Source organism: Sulfitobacter sp. 15WGC (assembly GCF_005068605.1).
Taxonomy (GTDB): domain Bacteria; phylum Pseudomonadota; class Alphaproteobacteria; order Rhodobacterales; family Rhodobacteraceae; genus Sulfitobacter; species Sulfitobacter faviae.
In genome coordinates, this window is record NZ_SZNL01000014.1 from 57,230 (window position 1) to 74,763 (window position 17,534).

At 64.3% G+C, this 17,534-nt stretch carries 17 protein-coding genes; 3 read left to right on the plus strand and 14 right to left on the minus strand.

Annotated features, from left to right (window positions below; translation table 11 throughout):
• The 7 genes from FCK22_RS12935 to FCK22_RS12965 form a co-directional block, all read right to left on the minus strand.
• Window positions 1–469, minus strand: a 469-nt coding sequence (locus tag FCK22_RS12935) for a LacI family DNA-binding transcriptional regulator (RefSeq protein ID WP_136720478.1), incomplete at its 3' end; no start/stop codon positions are given.
• 149 nt (window positions 470–618) lie between these two features.
• Window positions 619–1,272, minus strand: a complete 654-nt coding sequence (gene eda, locus FCK22_RS12940) for a bifunctional 4-hydroxy-2-oxoglutarate aldolase/2-dehydro-3-deoxy-phosphogluconate aldolase (protein ID WP_067264009.1) — start codon at window positions 1,270–1,272, stop codon at window positions 619–621.
• A gap of 3 nt (window positions 1,273–1,275) precedes the next feature.
• On the minus strand, window positions 1,276–3,084 hold the full coding sequence (gene edd, locus FCK22_RS12945) for a phosphogluconate dehydratase (RefSeq protein WP_067264006.1): 1,809 nt from the start codon (window positions 3,082–3,084) through the stop codon (window positions 1,276–1,278).
• Window positions 3,081–4,544 carry a glucose-6-phosphate dehydrogenase gene (gene zwf / locus FCK22_RS12950; protein ID WP_067264003.1) on the minus strand — a complete coding sequence of 488 codons (1,464 nt, stop codon included), beginning with the start codon at window positions 4,542–4,544 and terminating at the stop codon, window positions 3,081–3,083. Before zwf ends, edd begins: the two co-directional genes overlap by 4 nt.
• 149 nt (window positions 4,545–4,693) lie before the next feature.
• Entirely contained in the window at window positions 4,694–5,620 is a 927-nt protein-coding gene (locus tag FCK22_RS12955; RefSeq protein ID WP_067264000.1) for a carbohydrate kinase, read from the minus strand.
• A 3-nt stretch (window positions 5,621–5,623) separates the two neighbouring features.
• Window positions 5,624–6,751 (minus strand): ROK family transcriptional regulator, encoded by a 1,128-nt coding sequence (locus FCK22_RS12960; protein WP_082852037.1) that lies wholly within the window; start codon window positions 6,749–6,751, stop codon window positions 5,624–5,626.
• Between the two features lie 201 nt (window positions 6,752–6,952).
• The gene (locus FCK22_RS12965; protein WP_067263994.1) at window positions 6,953–8,023 is read right to left on the minus strand and encodes an alcohol dehydrogenase family protein; all 1,071 of its coding nucleotides are present in this window, start codon (window positions 8,021–8,023) and stop codon (window positions 6,953–6,955) included.
• 88 nt (window positions 8,024–8,111) lie between these two features.
• Here FCK22_RS12965 and FCK22_RS12970 point away from each other — a divergent pair, with 88 nt between their 5' ends.
• Both FCK22_RS12970 and FCK22_RS12975 read left to right on the plus strand, forming a co-directional pair.
• Window positions 8,112–8,645: a TetR/AcrR family transcriptional regulator gene (locus FCK22_RS12970; protein WP_067266968.1), complete on the plus strand. Its 534-nt coding sequence runs from the start codon at window positions 8,112–8,114 to the stop codon at window positions 8,643–8,645.
• 18 nt (window positions 8,646–8,663) lie between these two features.
• A complete protein-coding gene (locus FCK22_RS12975; RefSeq protein ID WP_067266966.1) occupies window positions 8,664–9,599 on the plus strand; it encodes an EamA family transporter in 936 nt (311 codons plus the stop codon).
• A gap of 13 nt (window positions 9,600–9,612) precedes the next feature.
• Here the strand turns inward: FCK22_RS12975 and FCK22_RS12980 are convergent, their stop codons facing one another.
• From FCK22_RS12980 to FCK22_RS13005, 7 genes are all read right to left on the minus strand, one after another.
• On the minus strand, window positions 9,613–10,572 hold the full coding sequence (locus FCK22_RS12980; RefSeq protein WP_067266964.1) for a D-glycerate dehydrogenase: 960 nt from the start codon (window positions 10,570–10,572) through the stop codon (window positions 9,613–9,615).
• 3 nt (window positions 10,573–10,575) lie between these two features.
• Window positions 10,576–10,737 carry a hypothetical protein gene (locus FCK22_RS18950; RefSeq protein ID WP_169306085.1) on the minus strand — a complete coding sequence of 54 codons (162 nt, stop codon included), beginning with the start codon at window positions 10,735–10,737 and terminating at the stop codon, window positions 10,576–10,578.
• Window positions 10,738–10,747: 10 nt separating this feature from the next.
• Entirely contained in the window at window positions 10,748–12,103 is a 1,356-nt protein-coding gene (locus FCK22_RS12985) for an amidase (protein WP_136720474.1), read from the minus strand.
• Window positions 12,093–13,511, minus strand: a complete 1,419-nt coding sequence (locus tag FCK22_RS12990) for a TRAP transporter large permease subunit (RefSeq protein ID WP_067266963.1) — start codon at window positions 13,509–13,511, stop codon at window positions 12,093–12,095. The genes FCK22_RS12985 and FCK22_RS12990 overlap by 11 nt, the downstream gene beginning before the upstream one ends.
• A complete protein-coding gene (locus FCK22_RS12995; protein ID WP_067266971.1) occupies window positions 13,508–14,092 on the minus strand; it encodes a TRAP transporter small permease subunit in 585 nt (194 codons plus the stop codon). Before FCK22_RS12995 ends, FCK22_RS12990 begins: the two co-directional genes overlap by 4 nt.
• A 75-nt stretch (window positions 14,093–14,167) precedes the next feature.
• Window positions 14,168–15,298, minus strand: a complete 1,131-nt coding sequence (locus tag FCK22_RS13000; protein ID WP_067266961.1) for a TRAP transporter substrate-binding protein — start codon at window positions 15,296–15,298, stop codon at window positions 14,168–14,170.
• A 234-nt stretch (window positions 15,299–15,532) separates the two neighbouring features.
• Window positions 15,533–16,480, minus strand: a complete 948-nt coding sequence (locus FCK22_RS13005) for an SDR family oxidoreductase (RefSeq protein WP_136720475.1) — start codon at window positions 16,478–16,480, stop codon at window positions 15,533–15,535.
• Between the two features lie 155 nt (window positions 16,481–16,635).
• On the opposite strand from FCK22_RS13005, the gene FCK22_RS13010 reads away from it, so the two are divergent.
• Complete coding sequence (locus tag FCK22_RS13010; protein ID WP_067266958.1) at window positions 16,636–17,529, plus strand: AraC family transcriptional regulator; 894 nt, start codon at window positions 16,636–16,638, stop codon at window positions 17,527–17,529.
• Window positions 17,530–17,534 lie beyond the last annotated feature (5 nt).

A 17,534-nucleotide genomic window follows, 5' to 3' on the forward strand; every position in this document is an offset into this window, starting at 1 on the left:
CCCCTTCGACATTGGCGTCAAAGGTCACCACCGGCACATCCTTGCAAAAGCGCGCGATCTCGTCACGGTCCGAGGCTTTGCCGAAGGGCGCCAGCAGCACGCCTGCCGGTTTCAGCGCCCGAAGCGAGTCGAGATTGGCGCGCTCCTGCGCCGGGTTGCCGTGCGAGCTGAGCAAAATCGGGCTATAGCCCTCGGCCAGACAGGCCAGTTCCACCTCGCGGCCAATCTCGGAAAAGAACGGGTCGGCGAGGTTGGGCACGACCACGCCGATGTTGCGGGTTTTGCGGCGGTTCTGGTTCACCGCATAGACGTTCGGGCGATAGTCATACTGGCTGAGCGCCGCTTCGATCCGCTCCCGGGTCGAGCGCCGCACGCTGTCGGCATCGTTAAAGTATTTCGACAGGGTGGGCCGCGAAATGCCGCTCACGGCGGCAAACTCCTCCATATTGCGGATCTTCTGCTGGCCCATCTTAACCCACCCTTGACAAAACGCTGCGCGCGTAAACTAAAGTCAATATAGAGATAAGTTCGTCCAGCCAGCAAGGGTTTGGTGGCGTCAGGCTTTCCGAGACCCTCTGGGGGGCAACGGAAAGCCCGCGCTCGGCCCCCTTCTCCGGGTTAACCGGCCTTGCCCAGTTGCGCCGCGGCGCGGGCCAGCGCTTCGATCCCCGCCCAGTCCCCGGCATCGATCAGCTTCTTCGGGGCGACCCAACTGCCGCCCGCGCAAAGCACATTTGGCAGGCTCAGATAGCTTTCCGCATTGTCGGGGCTGACCCCGCCCGTCGGGCAGAAGGTGATCTGCGGCAGGGGCGCGCCAATGGCCTTGAGCGCAGGCGCACCGCCCGAGGCTTCGGCGGGAAAGAACTTCAGCATGTCATAGCCGCGCTCCAACAGCCGCATCGCCTCGCTCGCCGTGGCGGCACCGGCCAGCAGGGGAAGTTCTTCCTCCTCGCAGGCCGCGATCAACGCGTCGGTGGCACCGGGCGAGACGCCAAAGGTCGCCCCTGCCCGTTTCGCCGCGCGCACGTCTTCGGGGGTGACCAGCGTCCCCGCCCCCACATGACCCCCCGCGACTTCGGCCATGGCGGCAACCGCGTCGAGGGCGGCAGGGGTGCGCAGAGTCACTTCCAAAGCGGGCAGCCCGCCCGCGACCAGCGCCTCGGCCAAGGGGCGGGCGTCGGCGACATCTTCGATCACCAACACGGGCACGATCGGGGCAAGCGCACAGATTTCACGGGTGCGACGGCTGGCGTCTTTTGCAGTAAGGGTCATGGATCAACCTCCAAAAATGGTTGCGCCGGTGGTAGCAGAACCGACTGTGTCGCGGAACATAGCGAACAACTCGCGCCCCGTCCCGGCATGATAAGCAGAAAGATCAGCGGTGACGTTGGAACGGTCGTCGAATCCTTCGGCCAGCACGTCGAGCGTCCCCGCCACCGCATCGACGCGCAGCAGATCACCGTCCTGCACCCGCGCGATGGGGCCACCGTCGACCGCCTCGGGGCTGACGTGGATCGCCGCAGGCACCTTGCCCGACGCGCCCGACATGCGCCCATCGGTGACCAGCGCCACCTTCTGCCCGCGCCCCTGAAGGATCGACAGAAGCGGCGTCAGGCTGTGCAATTCGGGCATGCCGTTGGCTTTAGGGCCTTGGAAACGGACGACGACGACCAGATCGCCGGTCAGCTCTCCGGCCTTGAAAGCCGCCTTCACCTCGTTCTGGTCTGCAAAGACTCGCGCCGGGGCTTCGATAACGTGATGTTCGGGCGCCACGGCAGAGACCTTCATACAGGCGGTGCCGAGCGACCCGGCCATGCGGCGCAGCCCGCCGGTGGGCTGGAAAGGATCGCTGGCGGGGCGGAGGATTTTCTCGTTCAGGCTCTCGCCTGCGCCCTTTTCCCAAACCAGCCCATCGGCCTTCAGCTTCGGCTCGGCGGTGTAATGCTCCAACCCCTGCCCGGCGACGGTCTGGGTGTCGGGATGCAGATGGCCGGAGTTGAGCAATTCGCCGATCATATAGCCCAAGCCCCCGGCGGCGTGGAAATGGTTCACATCCGCCAGACCGTTGGGATAGACCCGCGCCAACAGCGGCGTGACGTCAGAGATGTCCGAGAAATCCTCCCAATCCAGAATGATCCCCCCAGCCCGCGCCATGGCGATGAGGTGGATCAGCAGGTTGGTCGACCCGCCCGTGGCGTTGAGGCCGACGATCCCGTTCACGAAGGCCTTTTCGTCCAGAACCGAGGCGACGGGCGTGTAATCATTGCCCAAAGCGCTCAGCGCCAGCGCGCGTTTCGCGCCTTCTTGGGTCAGCGCATCGCGCAGCAGCCCGTTCGGCGGCACAAAGCTCGCCCCCGGCAGGTGCAGCCCCATGAACTCCATCAACATCTGGTTGGTGTTGGCAGTGCCGTAGAAAGTGCAGGTGCCCGGCCCGTGATAGGCGGCCATCTCGGCGGCCATCAGCGCGTCGCGCCCGACTTCGCCCGCGGCGAACTGCTGGCGCACCTTGGCTTTCTCATCATTCGACAGCCCGCTTTCCATCGGCCCGGCAGGCAGGAAGACGGCCGGCAAATGGCCGAAAGCCTGCGCCGCAATCACCAGCCCCGGCACGATCTTGTCGCAAACACCAAGGAAAACCGCGGCGTCAAATGTGTTGTGGCTGAGCGCCACCGAGGCCGCCAAGGCGATCACATCGCGCGAGAAAAGCGACAGTTCCATCCCCGCTTCGCCTTGGGTCACCCCGTCGCACATGGCGGGCACCCCGCCCGCGACCTGCGCGGTGCCGCCCGCCGCCCGCACGGCCTCGCGGATCAGATCGGGGTAGCGCTCAAACGGCTGATGCGCCGAGAGCATGTCGTTATAGGTCGTCACGATCCCGAGGTTGCCCGCGCTGGTGGTTGCCAGCCGGTCCTTATCCGCGCCAGAGGCGGCATAGGCATGGGCCTGCCCGCTACAGGACAGATGCGCGCGGGCCGGACCCTTGGCGCGGGCGGCTTCCATCCGGTCGAGGTAAGGCCGCCGGGTCGCCTCGCTGCGGGCGATGATACGGTCGGTGACGCGGTCAATCGTGGAATGCAGGGTCATGTCTCGTCCTTTCGTGTGATCTCGCGCCAGCGGCGGCCGTCGCGGTGCATCAGCATCAGCGCCTCTTCGGGGCCGGAGCTGCCGGGGTCATAGGGGTACGGGGGTTGCCGGGTCTCTTCCCAGCCGTGAATGATCGGATCGGCCCAAGCCCAAGCGGCTTCGACCTCGTCCCCGCGCATGAAGAGCGTTTGATCGCCGCGGATCACATCCATGATCAGCCGCTCATAGGCGTCCTGCGGGGTGCCCTGTTCGCCCAAGGCATCGGCAAAGGTCATATCCAGCGCCACTTCGGCCAGACGCATCCCGCCGGGGCCGGGGTCTTTGATGGTGTTGCGCAGGGTGATGCCCTCATCCGGTTGCAACCGGATGATCAGCGCGTTGCCCTTGTGGCCCTCCGTCGCGGGGAAGATCATATGCGGCGGGTCGCGGAAGATCACCGCGATCTCGGAACTGCGCCCGCGCAGCTTCTTGCCCGTGCGCAGGTAGAACGGTGTGCCCGCCCACCGCCAGTTGGCGATCTTCACCTTCATCGCGACGAAGCTTTCGGTGCGGCTGTCGGGGTCGCCCGCATGGTCGCGGTAGCTGCCCGCGCCATTGGCGGCGCGGTACTGGCCGCGAGCAATGTCCTTCTGCGCCACCGGCTCCAGCGCCTCGATCACCTTCACCTTTTCGTCGCGCACCGCGTTGGGGTCAAAGCGCGAGGGCGGCTCCATCGCCGTCAGACACAGCAGTTGCATCAGGTGGTTCTGCACCATGTCGCGCATGGCGCCGGATTTGTCGTAATATTCGCCCCGCCCTTCGACACCGAGGCTCTCGGACACGGTGATCTGCACATGGTCGATATGGGTGGAATTCCACAAGGGCTCCCACAGCGCATTGGCGAAACGCAGCGCCATGAGGTTCTGCACCGTCTCTTTGCCAAGGTAATGGTCGATCCGGTAAATCTGGCTTTCGTCGAAATTGGCACGCAAGTCGGCGTTCAGCGCCTGCGCGGTTTCCAAATCATGGCCAAAGGGCTTTTCGACGACGATGCGGCTCTCGGCTGTGGCGATGCCGTGATCATGCAGCTTGCCACCAATCGTGCCGAAGAGCGACGGCGAGACCGAGAGGTAGAAGGCCCGCACGACATCATCGCGCAACACGTCTTTAAGGTCCGCCCAGCCTGCATCACCCGATGCATCCACGCGAACGTAATGCACCATGCCAAGGAATTGCTCCAAGGCGGCACTCTCTTGGGCGAGCTTGGGGGCGAACTCCAGCAGGCTGTCGCGGATCATCTTGCGAAAGGCCTCGGCGTGAAGCTCGGAACGGGCCGCGCCGACAATCCGCGCAGCCTCTGGCATCTGGCCGACGATAAAGCGGTGGAACAGACCGGGCAGGATCTTGCGCCGGGCGAGATCGCCGGTCGCGCCGAAAATGACGAGGTCGAAAGGATCAACGGGGATTACGCGCGATACCATGGGGTCAGCCCTCCTGCCTGCGCAGGCGCGCTACGGCACCCTGTTTTCGATTGCCCAAAGCCATCACCACCCCCTTCGCGCCCTCCTCCGGGCGGCCACTGGTAGCGCTAACATATCTGAGCGAAAAAGATAGGCGGTTCTTCAACATTTCATATTTCCTCTACCCAAGGCGGGTTCGCCCCGGCCCGCGAAACGGTCACGGCGGCAACCCGCGCGCCATAGGCCAGCGCTTCGGAAAGCACCTCTGGCGCAAGGGTGCCGAGAGCGGATTTATGCAACTGCCGAAGCTCCGACATCTTGGCCAGAACGCCTGCATTGAACGTGTCGCCCGCGCCGACCGTATCAACGATTTCGGCTTTCACGGCGGGCACTTGCACCTCTTCGCCATTCGCCAGATAGCCCGTCGCCCCCTCGCCCCCGCGGGTCAGGATGACAACCGATGGCCCCTTCTCTAACAACTCGGCCACCTTGTCGCGCAGCGACAGCGGCGCGGGGTTGATCCAGTTCAGATCCTCATCCGACACTTTCACGATATCCGACAGCGCCAGCATCCGGTCGAGCCTTTGGCGATAGCGTTCGATATCCTTGATGAAACCGGGGCGGATGTTGGGGTCGATCATCACCGCGCGGCCCTCGGCGTTGCGCGCCAACAGCTCGGCATAGGCATCCGCCCCCGGCTCGCAGGCCAGACTGATCCCGCCAAAATAAAGCGCCGAAACCTCGCCGGACAAGGCGGGCATATCCTCGGGCGTGATCATCCGCCCGGCGGAGTTTTCGTCATAGAAATCATAGGTCGCATGGCCGCCCACCAGCCGCACGAAGGCCAGCGTCGTCGGACGGTCGGACAGGACAACATGCGACACATCCACATGGCTTGCCTTCAACCCGTCGACCAACAGCCGCCCGAACATATCCGACGACAGGCCCGAGAGCATACCCACCTGCGCGCCGAGCCGCCCCAATGCGATGGCCGTGTTGAACACCGCCCCGCCCGCATGGGGCACAAAGCCATCGGGGCCCGCCTTGGTTGGGGTTGGGATCATATCGATCAGGGCTTCTCCGCAGCAAAGGATCATCTGTCAGCCTTTCAAAAATGCGTCACGGTCGACGAGGAAACGGTCCGAAAGCGGCAGGCTCGCCGCACCGAGCGCGCGGGCGTCGCTGCCGACGGTGCCTTCGCGCAATTCGGGAAGGGTGACGCCCGGGAGGGGCCGGCCGGAAAGGTGGCGGCGGGTGCGGGCGACCAATTCGGCGCGAACCTCTGCGGGCACCGACCCGTCGATCATCACCGTGTCGAAATCAATCAGACATGTCGCGGCCCGGATCGCCTGCGCCAATGCCTCGGTCGTGCTGTCGAGCCATGGGTGCAAGATGTCATCGCCAAAGCCCCAAGCCGCCGGATCGCTCCACGGCGCGCGGCGGGTCTCTCCGGCCTTTTGCAAGGCGCCCTCCAAAGTCGCCAAGGAAGCCACATCGACCAATTGCCGCGCCGCATCCCCGGCCAACGGCATGGAGCCGAGCGCCCCGGCATTGCCGCTTTTGCCGGTGTAGAGCTTGCTGTCCAGCACCAGCCCGCCGCCGACGAAATAGCCGATGTAGAAATAGAGGAAATCACGCGGCTTGTCCTGCGCGCCAAAGACCAGTTCCGCCCCACAAGCGGCAGAGGTGTCATTGCAGATATAGATCGGCAGATCGACTAGTTCCGCCAAAGCCGCTTCGATATCAAAGGTCTGCCACGCGCTCAGATCGCCGCCCGCGACTTCCCATTCCCAGATGCCAAACGGCAGGGCCACGCCCATCCCGGCCACCCGCGCCTGCTGCTCGGCGGAGAGGGAGGCAAGCGCGTCCTGCAAAGCGCGCGCGGCAAAGGCCATGACCACATCGGGCGTGGGATGGGCGTAGGTCTCGCTGCTGTGGCGGGTCACCTGCCCTTCGAAATCGGTCAGGATCAATTCGACGCTGCGCCGCCCGACCTTCAGCCCCAGAAAAAACGCGCCCTCGGCGTTCAGGCTGATCGGCACCGATGGCTGCCCCACCCGGCCCCGCACCCGCGCGCCTTTCTTCAGCAGACCCTCGGCTTCGAGGGCGCGCATGATGACGGAGACGGTCTGCGCCGAGAGGCCCGTGAGCCGGGCAATCTCGGCCTTGGACGTCGGCCCGCTGCGCCGGATGAGCGACAGGACCAGCCGTTCGTTATAGGCCCGCATCCCGCTCTGGTTCGAGCCGCGTGCGGCGCGGTCGGCGACTGTCTGTAGCTGCTGCAAACTGGCCTCCCCCCCCCGGTTCATGCGGCGTTTCACCGGAGAAATCCCAGATGGGAGCAAGTGAGTCAACGCTTAAATCAATCTGATTGACTTATTGCGCGATGAAGGGCCGACCGCCCAGAGACGAGCGGCCCGCTTTTGCGGTTAATCCGCCACCGTGATCCCGATTTTCCCCATATGGGACTTTTCGATGAACGCCTCCTGCGCCTGTTTCAGATCGCGCAGCGCATAGCTTTCCGCCACGACAGGCCGGATTTCCCCGCGTTCGATATAGCCCACCAGATCGGCAAAAACGCTCGGCTCTTGCCGGGTGCTGCCCATCAGGGTCAGGTCCTTGAGGTAGAGCGTGCGCAGGTCCAACTCCACGATCGGCCCGGCAATCGCGCCCGAGGTCACATAGCGCCCGCGCGTCACCAGCGCGTCGAGCAGTTTGGGCCAACCCGCCCCTCCGACGAGGTCGAGCACCACGTCATAGCTGTCCTCCGGCAGGGCCGCATCCCGGTCGAACGTCTCATCCGCGCCAAGCGCCTTCAGCGCCTCCATCTTGCCGGGGCTGGTCACCGCCGTCACATGCGCGCCGCGCCGTTTCGCCAGTTGCACCGCCGCAGAGCCGACCCCGCCCGAGGCGCCGGTGATCAACACACGCTCGGCCCCCAAAGCGGCCCGCTGGATCATCCCCTCGGCAGTCGAAAAGGCGCAGGGAAAGGAGGCGAGCTCAACGTCTGTGAGGGGGCTGTCGACCCGCAGCGCGTTGCTGGCCTCGGCGGTGGCATATTCCGCAAAACCGCCGTCTCGCTCCGATCCGAAGGTAACGAGATCATCCGGCCCCGCGCCCGCAGGGCTGTACATGGGCCGGATCAGAACCCGCTCGCCGATGCGGCCTTGATCGACACCCGTGCCCACGGCCACGACCTCTCCGCAGCAATCGGCCCCTTGGATGCGCGGAAAACTCAGTGCGCCAGACCAGCCGCCATCGGCGTCCGACGCGCCGCCGTAGCCCTCGCTCGCCGCCGAGCCGGTGTCGCCGCGCACCGCTTTGGAATACCAGCCTGTGCGGGTGTTCACATCCGTGTTGTTCACCGCCGCCGCGCCGACGCGAACCAGAACCTCCCCGGCGGCGGGCTTTGGCAGCGCGACATCCTCGCGCCACTCCAGCTTGTCCAAGCCGCCATGGCCGGTCAGCAGCATCGCTTTCATGGTCTTCGGTAGGGTCATCGCTCGGGCTCCTTCAGCGGCAGAATGGTAAAGTGTAGAATGATTGCTCTACTTGCGTAGGTAGAGCGCCCCCTCTACATCGTCAAGCATGACAGATACCAAAAGCAAGATCGCCGCCGGGCTGGAACGTGCCTTTGCCACCCGCGGCTTTGCCGACCCCAGCGTCGAAGACCTGCGCGATGCGGCCGGGGTGAGCCTGCGCACGCTCTACAAATACACCCCCTCTCGCGCCGAAATGGTACTGGCCGCGCTAGAGAACCGGCAACAACGCTATCTGGCGCTGGTCTTCGGCGATCTGCCCGAGACCCCGACCGAGGCGCTGGAGACAATTCTGGCCCGCGTCGGGCAGTGGATGGAGACGGAAACCTCGCACGGCTGCCTGTTCCACGCCGCCGTGGCCGCCGATCCCGGCAGCGAAAAACTGCACGCCTTGCTCTCGCGCCATAAGGCCGAGGTCGCGGCCAAAGCCGCCGCAGCCGCCAATATGCCGGGTGCGGAGACTGAGTTGCTGCTGATCCTCGAAGGGCTCACGCAGACTTGGCCGCTGCGCGGGGCGCAGGCGGTGACCGCCGCGCAGCATTTGGCCAAAACGCTGCTGCGCGATGCGCGCCAGCACCAATGACATGCTAGGGACGTTTTCATGATGCAAGGCCACCGCTGGGGCGTGATCGCCATCCTTTTCGCCGCTGTGGTCTGGGGCACGACCGGCACCGCCGCCACCTTCGCCCCCGAGGTCAGCGCCGCCGCCATCGGTGCCGCTGCCATGGGGCTGGGCGGGATCGCACAGGCCCTCTGCGCCGGGCGGGGCATCCTGAACCAACGGCGGCGGCTCTGGCAACAGCGCCGCCTTCTGGTCATCGGGGCGCTGGCCGTGGCGATCTATCCGCTGGCCTTTTACGGCGCGATGCGGCTGGCGGGGGTGACGGTGGGGACGGTCATCACCATCGGCTCTGCCCCGCTGCTCTCGGCGCTGATCGAATACCTGTTGGATGGCCGCCGCCTGACCCTGCGCTGGTCCTTCGGGGCGGCGGTCGGGCTGATCGGCATGGGGTTGATCTGCTTGGCCGAGGGCGATGCCCATGGCAGCGCGGTAAGCGCACCTTCCGTCCCTCTGGGCGTTTTGCTGGGTCTGATCGGCGGCTTCACCTACGCGCTTTATTCGTGGAGCGCGCGCCGGATGATGCTGCAAGGCACCCGCTCTGCCGTGGCCATGGGGGCGACCTTTGGGCTGGGCGGGCTCTTGCTGATGCCGGTGCTGGCGGTTTCAGGCGGGGTGTTTCTGGCCTCTTGGACCAACGCCGCGGTGGGGCTCTACATGGCCGCCGTGCCGATGTTTCTGGGCTATATCGCCTTCGGCTACGGCCTTGCCCGGGTTGAGGCGAGCACGGCCACCGTGATCACCTTGTTCGAGCCGGTCGTCGCGGCGGTGCTGGCCGTGGTCATCGTGGGCGAACGCCTGCCCCCGCTGGGCTGGGTCGGCGTGGCGCTGGTGATCGGCTGTTTGGCCATCATCACCCTGCCCGCCCCGCGACGGCTGCGGCGGCACACACCTGCCCCGCCGCCGCGCGCCACCTAGGCGGCCGCTGCCGCTAAAGCTGATCCGGCGGCGTCTCACCCCGGAAAAAGTGGTCGAGATTGTCCAGCGCCTTGAAACCCATCGCATCACGGGTGGCCACGGTGGCGCTACCGACATGGGGCATCATCATCACGTTATCATGGGCCGCAAAGGCCGGGTTGCCGCCCGGCTCGGTCACGAAGCAATCCAACCCCGCCGCGCCGACATGGCCCGAGGTAAGCGCGTCGAGCAGCGCCGCCTCCTCCACCAGATTGCCCCGCGCGGTGTTTACGATCACGCAGCCCTTGGGCAGCCGCGCCAAACGCGCGGCGTTCATCAGGCCCACCGTCTCGGGCGTGGCGGGGCAGTGCAGCGAGAGGAAATCCGAGACCGCCAGCAGGTCGTCCAATTCGGCGTGATAAGTCGCCCCCGCCTCCGCTTCCGGGTCAAGACGGCGGCGGTTGTGGTAATGTATTTCCATGTCCAGCCCCCGCGCCTTGCGGGCAAAGGCCCGGCCCACGCCGCCCATCCCGATGATGCCAAGCCGCGCGCCGGAAAGCTGTTTGCCCACCAGCATCGCAGGCGACCACGACTGCCACTGCCCGCTGCGCACCAGCCGGTCCCCGGCAACCGCGTGACGGGCCGCCCCCAGCATCAACATCAGCGCCAGTTCCGCCGTGGCATCCGACAGAACACCGGGCGTGTTCGTCACCACGATCCCCCGCGCCTTGAGGCTGGGCAGATCGCAGTGATCGACGCCCACGGAATGGTTCGCGATGATCTTGAGCCGGGGGTCGAGCCGGGCCACCACCTCGGCGCTGAAATGTTCGGAATGACAGGGGATCATGCCATCGACACGCGCGCTCATCGCGATGATGTCCTCGGCGTTGCCGGGCTTGTCGGCGGGGTCCCAGATCACCTCGTAATCCCGCCGCGCGCGGTCGAGCGTGGCCTCTGACAGCTGCCGGGTGATCCAAATGACGGGTTTGCCCATGGCTCAGTCCCGATCTTTCCGGCTGGAGGTGAAAAAGTCATAGGCCACAAAAGCCAGCGTCACTGCGACGATGATGATCAGGTCGATGCTGGGCACCTCAACGGCGAGGATCAGCAAAAACACCGCAATCGCGGCAAAGGCGAGCAGGGCAAGTAGGCGGTTCATGGTCTCATCCTCATTCAGTTGCACCATCGGCCCAGTCGAAAAGCCACTGGGCGCTGCGCATCAGACGCCCGTCTTGACCGTGACCGCCGACCAGTTGCACCCCCATCGGCAAGCCCTCTTCCGAAGTCATCAACGGCAGGGTCACACAGGGGCTGCCGCAGAGCGTCCAAAGACCGTTGAAAATCGGATCACCGGTGGTCTTTAACCCGCGCGGCGCGGGGCCGGTGGCCGCGGGGCAGAGCAGTACGTCGCAACGGGTCAGCAGTTCTTCCAGCGCGGCGGTCAGCACCTTGGGCAGGTCGCGGGCCGATTGGTAATCGCGGGCCAGCACCTTATTGCCCGCCTCCATCGCCTCCCGCGCCACGGGTGAGAGCAGCTCGGCCCCGTCGCGCAGATAGGGGTAGAAGTGATAGGCCATCTCGGCAAAGTTGATGCGTTTGCGCGCCTCGGCGGCCTCGTTAAAGACCGGCGGCAGGGGCATCTCGAAAGCCTGATCGCCAAGGGCTGCGACCAGTTCTTCAAAGGCGGCGTGCAACTGCGGATCGGCACCCTCCCACCCCGGCGGGCGGACAAAGCCGAAAACCGGCGGGATCGGCGGCGCGCTGGTCGCCTCGGCCAAGAGCGCGGGGGTCGGGGCAAGCTCGGTCGCGCTGTCTTCGGGATCATGGCCAAACAGCACCTCGGCCAGCAGCGCGGCCCCGGCGGGATCGCTGGCAAAGACGCCAATGGTGTCGAGCGAGGGCGATTGCGTCAGCACTCCCCGGCGCGGGATCGCGCCGAAGGTTGGTTTGAACCCGGTGACCCCACAAAAAGACGCAGGCCGGATCACCGACCCGCCGGTCTGCGTGCCGATGGCCAAGGGCACCATCCCATCGGCCACCGCCGCCGCCGACCCTTGGGACGAGCCGCCGGGGCTATGCGCCGGATTATGCGGATTGGTGGTCTTGTTCGGATGCATGAAGGCCAGTTCGGTCGTGACCGTCTTGCCCATGATGATCGCGCCTTCGGCCCGCAGCCGCTCGACGATGAAAGCATCGCGCAGCGGCACCCGCCCCTTGTCCTGCGCCGCGCCATTTTCGGTGGGGATGCTGCGCGTGTCGATCACGTCTTTCAGCCCCACCGGCAGCCCGTGCAGCCGCCCCAGCGGCCTGCCCGCCCGGCGATGATTGTCGAGCGCTCGGGCCTGCGCGCGGGCGAATTCGGGGTCGAACCACGCCCAAGCGCCCACTACCTCCTCGCGCGCCTCAATCCGCGCGATGTAGCTTTCCACCAGCGCCAGCGCATCCAATGCGCCGGTCGCCAAACGGTCCCGCAACTCGACCACGCCAAGGGCTGCTGCGGCGGTCATCCGTGCCTCAGCGCCCATAGAACACCTCCGGCAGGTAGAAGACGATCTGCGGGAAGACATACATCAAGATCATCGACAGGATCACGCAGAACAGGAAGGGCATGACGCCTGCGAAGATCTGCGTCAGGCGCAGTTCGGGCGGGGCGATCCCCTTGAGGTAATAGGCCGACATCGCCATCGGTGGCGTCAGGAACGAGGTCTGCAGGTTCAGCGCCACGAGGATGCCGAAAAACAGCGGGTCGATTTCGAAGACGGCCAGCAGAGGCAGGAAGATCGGCACGAAGATGATGATGATCTCGGACCATTCCAGCGGCCAACCCAGCAGGAAGATGATCAGCTGCGCGAGGATCAGGAACATGATCGGCGACAGGTTCAGCGACTGCACGAACTCCGAGATCACATGCTCCCCACCAAGGTAGGAGAACACCGCCGAGAAGGTGTAGGAGCCGACGAAAAGCCAGCAGACCATCGCCGTGGTGCGCACCGTGAGATAGACGCTTTCGCGCATCCGCTGCCATGTCATCGCACGGTAAATGAAGGCGAGGAAGATGCCGCCGAGCGCGCCGATCGAAGCCGCCTCTGTCGGGGTGGCGAGGCCGAAGAGGATCGAGCCCAGCACAGCAAAGATGAGGAAGGCCAGCGGCAGGAAGGAGGTGGCGATCATCAGCAACAGCTTGCCCATCGGCATGTCTGGCACCTCATCCGCCGTGGGGCGCGGGGCCGAGGAGGGCTGCAAGAGCGAGCGCCCGATGATGTAGATCAGGTAGAGCCCCACCAGCGTCAGCCCCGGCAGGAGTGCGGCCGCATAAAGCCGCACGATGGAGACATTCGTCGCCGCCGCATAGACGATCAGCATGATCGAGGGCGGGATCAGGATGCCCAAGGTGCCGCCGGCGCAGATGATGCCGGCGGCGAAGGACGGGTTGTAGCGCGCCTTGAGCATCGCGGGCAGCGCCAGAAGCCCCATCAGCGTCACCACCGCGCCGACGATGCCCGTGGCGGTGGCGAACAGCGCGCAGGTGATCAGCGCGGCCACGCCCATGGAGCCGGGGATGTTCTTGGAGGCGATGTTGAGCGTGGTGAAGAGCCGGTCGACGATATTCGACCGCTCCACGATATAGCCCATGAAGAGGAACAGCGGCACCGCCGTGAGCACTTCGTTCGACATCACCGTGAAGGTTTGGTTCACGAAAAGGTCGAATATTCGGTTGTTGAAGAACCCGTCAAGCCAGGTCGACCATTGCTCCCATTGGCCGGCCCCCTCGTCCAGCCGGTCGAAACTGCGCCACATGCGGCGCGCGTCGAAATAGGCGTAGTAGCCAAAGCCGATGCCCATGGCCATCAGCGTGAAAGCAATCGGAAAGCCCAAGAAAACAAAGACGATGAACAGCCCAAGCATCATCAGGGCGATTTGCGGATCGGTCATGTGAGATGGCCCTTTTCGGCCTTGTTGGCTTCGCGCATCATGAGGTCTTCGGTCTCAAAGACGTCTTCCTCGGCTTCGAGCCAGTAGTTGGAACGTATGGCGATGAGACAACGGCAGACCTGCGCGATGCCTTGGATGAACAGCAGTATCCCCGCCGCCACGATGATCGCCTTGAATTGATAGATCGGAACCCCCGCCGGGCTGTTGACCGACACCTCGCCGTATTGCCACGAGCGGGCGGCATATTTCCAACCTGCGAGGATCAGCGCGGTGACGCCGGGGAAAAAGAAGATGATATAGAGCACGAGGTCGATCATGCCTTGGGTGCGCGGCTGGAACAGCCGATAGAGGAAATCCCCCCGCACATGGCCACCCCGCGACAGCGTATAGGCCCCGCCCATCATAAAGAGCGTGCCATACATGATGAAGGACACGTCCAGCGCCCAAGCCGTGGGATTGTTCAGCACATAGCGCACAAAAACTTCGTAGCCCGTGCCGATGGACATCAGCAAAATGAGCCACGCAAAAGCCTTGCCGAACCATGCGGAAAGGTTATCGGCGAACCGAATGAAAGATATCATGATGCCCTCGGTATCTCGCACGAACCCCGGCACGCCATGCGCCGGAGTTCGCGGTGATGTTATGGGTTTGCGGGATCAGAGTTTGATCTTGCCGGGGAAGTAATGCTCATAGGCAAGCCCGTAATCCGGCGAGTTCATCAACTCGTAATAGGCCACGCGGTCGACCCATTCGCGCTGGCTGTCGAGGGTCTTTTTCATGAAAGGATCGGATTCCAGCTCGGGGATCAGCTCATCCCATGCTTTAAGCTGCGCATCCAAGATTTCCTTGGAGGTGCGCCGCACGGTCACGCCAGCCTCGTTTTGCAGGAACTGAAGGTCCGCCGAATAGCGGTCCATCGCCTTGGCCGTGTTCGCGGTCGAGGCCGCCTCAACCGCGTATTTCAAGATTGCCTGAAGATCGGGGTCGAGGTCTTCGAGGAACATCTTGGAGAACAGGAACTCAAAGCTCTCGGAGGCTTGGTGATAGGACGACAGATAGTAGTTCTTGGCCACGTCCTGCGCGCCGAAGTCCTTGTCCGACGAGGGGTTGTTGAACTCAAAGGCGTCGATCACGCCACGCTCCATCGCGGGCACGATCTCACCGCCCGGCAGCTGTGCCACCGACATGCCCAGCTTGGCCATCAGATCGGCCGCCAGACCCACGGTGCGGTATTTGAAGCCTTGCAGGTCGTCGACGGTATTGACCTCATTCTTGAACCAGCCGAAAGGCTGGGCGAACATCGGGAAGCCCATGTAGCCCACAACGTCGAGGCCCATGATGTCCTGCGTCAGCTCGTTATAAAGCTCCTGACCGCCGCCTTGGTAGAACCACGACAGCATGGTGGTGGCAGAGCCGCCGAAAACCGGGCCGGTGCCAAAGAGCGATGCGGCCTTGTTCTTGCCGTACCAATAGACCGGCACCGAATGCGCCGCGTCGATCAGACCGTCGTTCACCGCATCAAGCACCTGAAACGCCGCGACGACCGCGCCCGCGGGCAGCACGTCGACCTTCAGACGCCCGCCTGACATTTCCTCGACCCGCGTCGCATAATCGCGGGCAAAGTCTTGCCAGATGTTCGCGTCGTTCCACGACGTCTGCATCTTGATGACGATCGGCGCTTGGGCCAGCACCGCCGGTGCGGCCAGCATGCTCCCCGTCGCCGCCCCCCCAGCAAGTGCGGACTTCGTCAGGAACGAACGTCGATTGAACTTTTTAGTCTCAGTCATGTTTCCTCCTCCCAGAGTGGCCGCCCCTTTGCTTACTTGAAATACGCTATTGGTCGGGCGACCCGAGAACAGAGACTAACCAAATGATCTCATTTGGCAAGAATAGTCCGCAAGAGACTCTTCAAGTGCAACTTTATTGTGCAAACGCCACGAAAATCGACACTCTCCTTCGATGCTGATGGCCTACGGATATCGCGCGTTCTGAGCAGGGCGGAGACAGGCCCCGCCCGCCCCTCAAACCGCCCAGCCAAAGCCGGTTTCCGCCTCGGACCGCTCCCAGAGCCTGACCATCGTCTCTTTGTCATAGGCATAGGGCTCCAACTTGCCGCGCCCGACCGGGCCGACCATCTCCATCCGACCTGTGGGGCCGTAGAGCGCGCGCTGCTCCAGCCCATCCTCGGTGGCGCACATGACCTCGGGATAGGCACCACGCTCCGCCGTTTGAACGATCGGCAATTTCGACATCAGCCACCAAGTGAACCGGGTCATCAGCCCGCCGCTGGTGCTGATCAAAGAGGTGGCCGAGGCACCGGGGTGGCAGACATAGACCGCCACGTTCCTCCCCGCCCGCGCGACGCGGTCTTGCAACTCATAGGCAAACATCATCTGCGCCAGCTTGCTTTGGCTATAGGCCGGGTTGGCACGGTAGTTCTTGTCCCAGTTCATGTCGTCGAACTGGATGGTGCGCAGGCCCATCTTGTAGCCAAGGCTTGCCACCACCACGATCCGCCCATTGCTTTCGTCGATCCGGTCGAAGAGCAAGCCGCAGAGCAGGAAGTGGCCGTAGTGATTGGTGCCGAGCTGGCTTTCGTGGCCTGCCTTGGTCAACTGGCGGTTTGGCACCTGCGCGATGGCGGCGTTGCAGATCAGCGCATCAATGCGGGGAATGTCGCGCAGAACCTCTGCCGCCGCGCGGCGCACCGACGGCAAATCGGCGAGGTCCATCTGCACGAAACGCACCTGCGCCGCCGCGCCAAATTCGTCTTTCAGCTTGGCCACCGCCTCTGCCGACCGTTCCGCGCTGCGGTTCAACATCACCACTGCGGCACCTTTGCGCAGCAAGGTCCGCGCTGCCTGAAACCCGGCCCCCGCATTGGCCCCGGTTATCACAAAGGTCTTCCCCTCTACCCCGTCAATCCGCTCAGGGGTCCAGCCGTGCGCGCCGAAAGTCTTATCTGTCATGGTCTCGTTCCTTAGCTTTACTGAGGCATCGCGCCCCGTTGACCCTGCAGATAAATCTCAGCACTCTACGGAAAATAGACCGGATTGTCGCGATTACTTGCCTGATCCTCTCACAGCCATTGCATGAAACGCCCTTGCGGTCCTAATCTGCACGCATGAGCAAAGACCAAATCCGCCATATCATCGAACGGCACAGCCAGACCGACGGGCTGACCGAAACCGGCATCAAGGGCGTGCAGTATTTCCGCGCCACCAGCGCGATCCCCTGCGCGCCTGCGGTCTATGAACCCTCTGTCATCGCCATCGTCAGCGGCGCGAAAGAGGCGGTGCTGGACGGTCAGCGCTATGTCTATGACGACAGCCGTTATATGTGCTGCCCCATGTCGATGCCGGTCAAAGCGGGCACGCCAAGCGCCTCGCCCCAGACCCCACTGTTCGGCGTCTACATCGCTCTGGATGCGCGGCTGATGGCGGAGCTTTCGCTTGAAATGGAAAGCGCGGGGAGCCTGCTCCCCCCGACCCCGGCCGACCTGCGCGCCGAGGGGATTAAACTTGCGGCATGGGACGGGGCCTTCTCCGACGCCCTGCTGCGCCTGCTGCAATTAAGCGAAAGCGAAACCGACCGCGCCGTGCTGGCCGAAGCGCGCCTGCGGGAGCTGTACTACGCCATCTTGAAAGGAGAGGCAGGGCTCTTCGCGCGGCGGGCCTTCGGGGCGGGCAATGCCGTGGCGCGGGCCATCTCGCATGTCGCGGCCCATCTCGACGCGCCCATCTCCATCGACGCGATGGCCCAACGCGCGGGCATGAGCCGCGCGGTATTTCACCGCAAGTTCAAACAGGTAACGACGATGTCGCCAATACAATTCGTCAAATCCATGCGCCTGAACAATGCCGCCGTGAGAATCGCAGGCGGCGCCACGGTCAGCGAAGCGGCAATGGCGGTGGGCTATGTCAGCGCCTCGCAATTCAGCCGAGAGTTCAAACGCATGTACGGCCAATCCCCCCGCGAATGGGGCGACGCGCAGCAGCTAGCCGCGGGGGTGGTTTAGAGGGG

Excerpts from the sequence above, each read along its gene's own strand:
- eda (WP_067264009.1), bottom strand. The coding sequence starts at position 1,272 with ATGACCCTTACTGCAAAAGACGCCAGCCGTCGCACCCGTGAAATCTGT.
- edd (WP_067264006.1), bottom strand. The coding sequence starts at position 3,084 with ATGACCCTGCATTCCACGATTGACCGCGTCACCGACCGTATCATCGCC.
- zwf (WP_067264003.1), bottom strand. The coding sequence starts at position 4,544 with ATGGTATCGCGCGTAATCCCCGTTGATCCTTTCGACCTCGTCATTTTC.
- FCK22_RS12955 (WP_067264000.1), bottom strand. The coding sequence starts at position 5,620 with ATGATCCTTTGCTGCGGAGAAGCCCTGATCGATATGATCCCAACCCCA.
- FCK22_RS12960 (WP_082852037.1), bottom strand. The coding sequence starts at position 6,751 with ATGCGGGCCTATAACGAACGGCTGGTCCTGTCGCTCATCCGGCGCAGC.
- FCK22_RS12965 (WP_067263994.1), bottom strand. The coding sequence starts at position 8,023 with ATGACCCTACCGAAGACCATGAAAGCGATGCTGCTGACCGGCCATGGC.
- FCK22_RS12970 (WP_067266968.1), top strand. The coding sequence starts at position 8,112 with ATGACAGATACCAAAAGCAAGATCGCCGCCGGGCTGGAACGTGCCTTT.
- FCK22_RS12975 (WP_067266966.1), top strand. The coding sequence starts at position 8,664 with ATGATGCAAGGCCACCGCTGGGGCGTGATCGCCATCCTTTTCGCCGCT.
- FCK22_RS12980 (WP_067266964.1), bottom strand. The coding sequence starts at position 10,572 with ATGGGCAAACCCGTCATTTGGATCACCCGGCAGCTGTCAGAGGCCACG.
- FCK22_RS18950 (WP_169306085.1), bottom strand. The coding sequence starts at position 10,737 with ATGAACCGCCTACTTGCCCTGCTCGCCTTTGCCGCGATTGCGGTGTTT.
- FCK22_RS12985 (WP_136720474.1), bottom strand. The coding sequence starts at position 12,103 with ATGGGCGCTGAGGCACGGATGACCGCCGCAGCAGCCCTTGGCGTGGTC.
- FCK22_RS12990 (WP_067266963.1), bottom strand. The coding sequence starts at position 13,511 with ATGACCGATCCGCAAATCGCCCTGATGATGCTTGGGCTGTTCATCGTC.
- FCK22_RS12995 (WP_067266971.1), bottom strand. The coding sequence starts at position 14,092 with ATGATATCTTTCATTCGGTTCGCCGATAACCTTTCCGCATGGTTCGGC.
- FCK22_RS13000 (WP_067266961.1), bottom strand. The coding sequence starts at position 15,298 with ATGACTGAGACTAAAAAGTTCAATCGACGTTCGTTCCTGACGAAGTCC.
- FCK22_RS13005 (WP_136720475.1), bottom strand. The coding sequence starts at position 16,480 with ATGACAGATAAGACTTTCGGCGCGCACGGCTGGACCCCTGAGCGGATT.
- FCK22_RS13010 (WP_067266958.1), top strand. The coding sequence starts at position 16,636 with ATGAGCAAAGACCAAATCCGCCATATCATCGAACGGCACAGCCAGACC.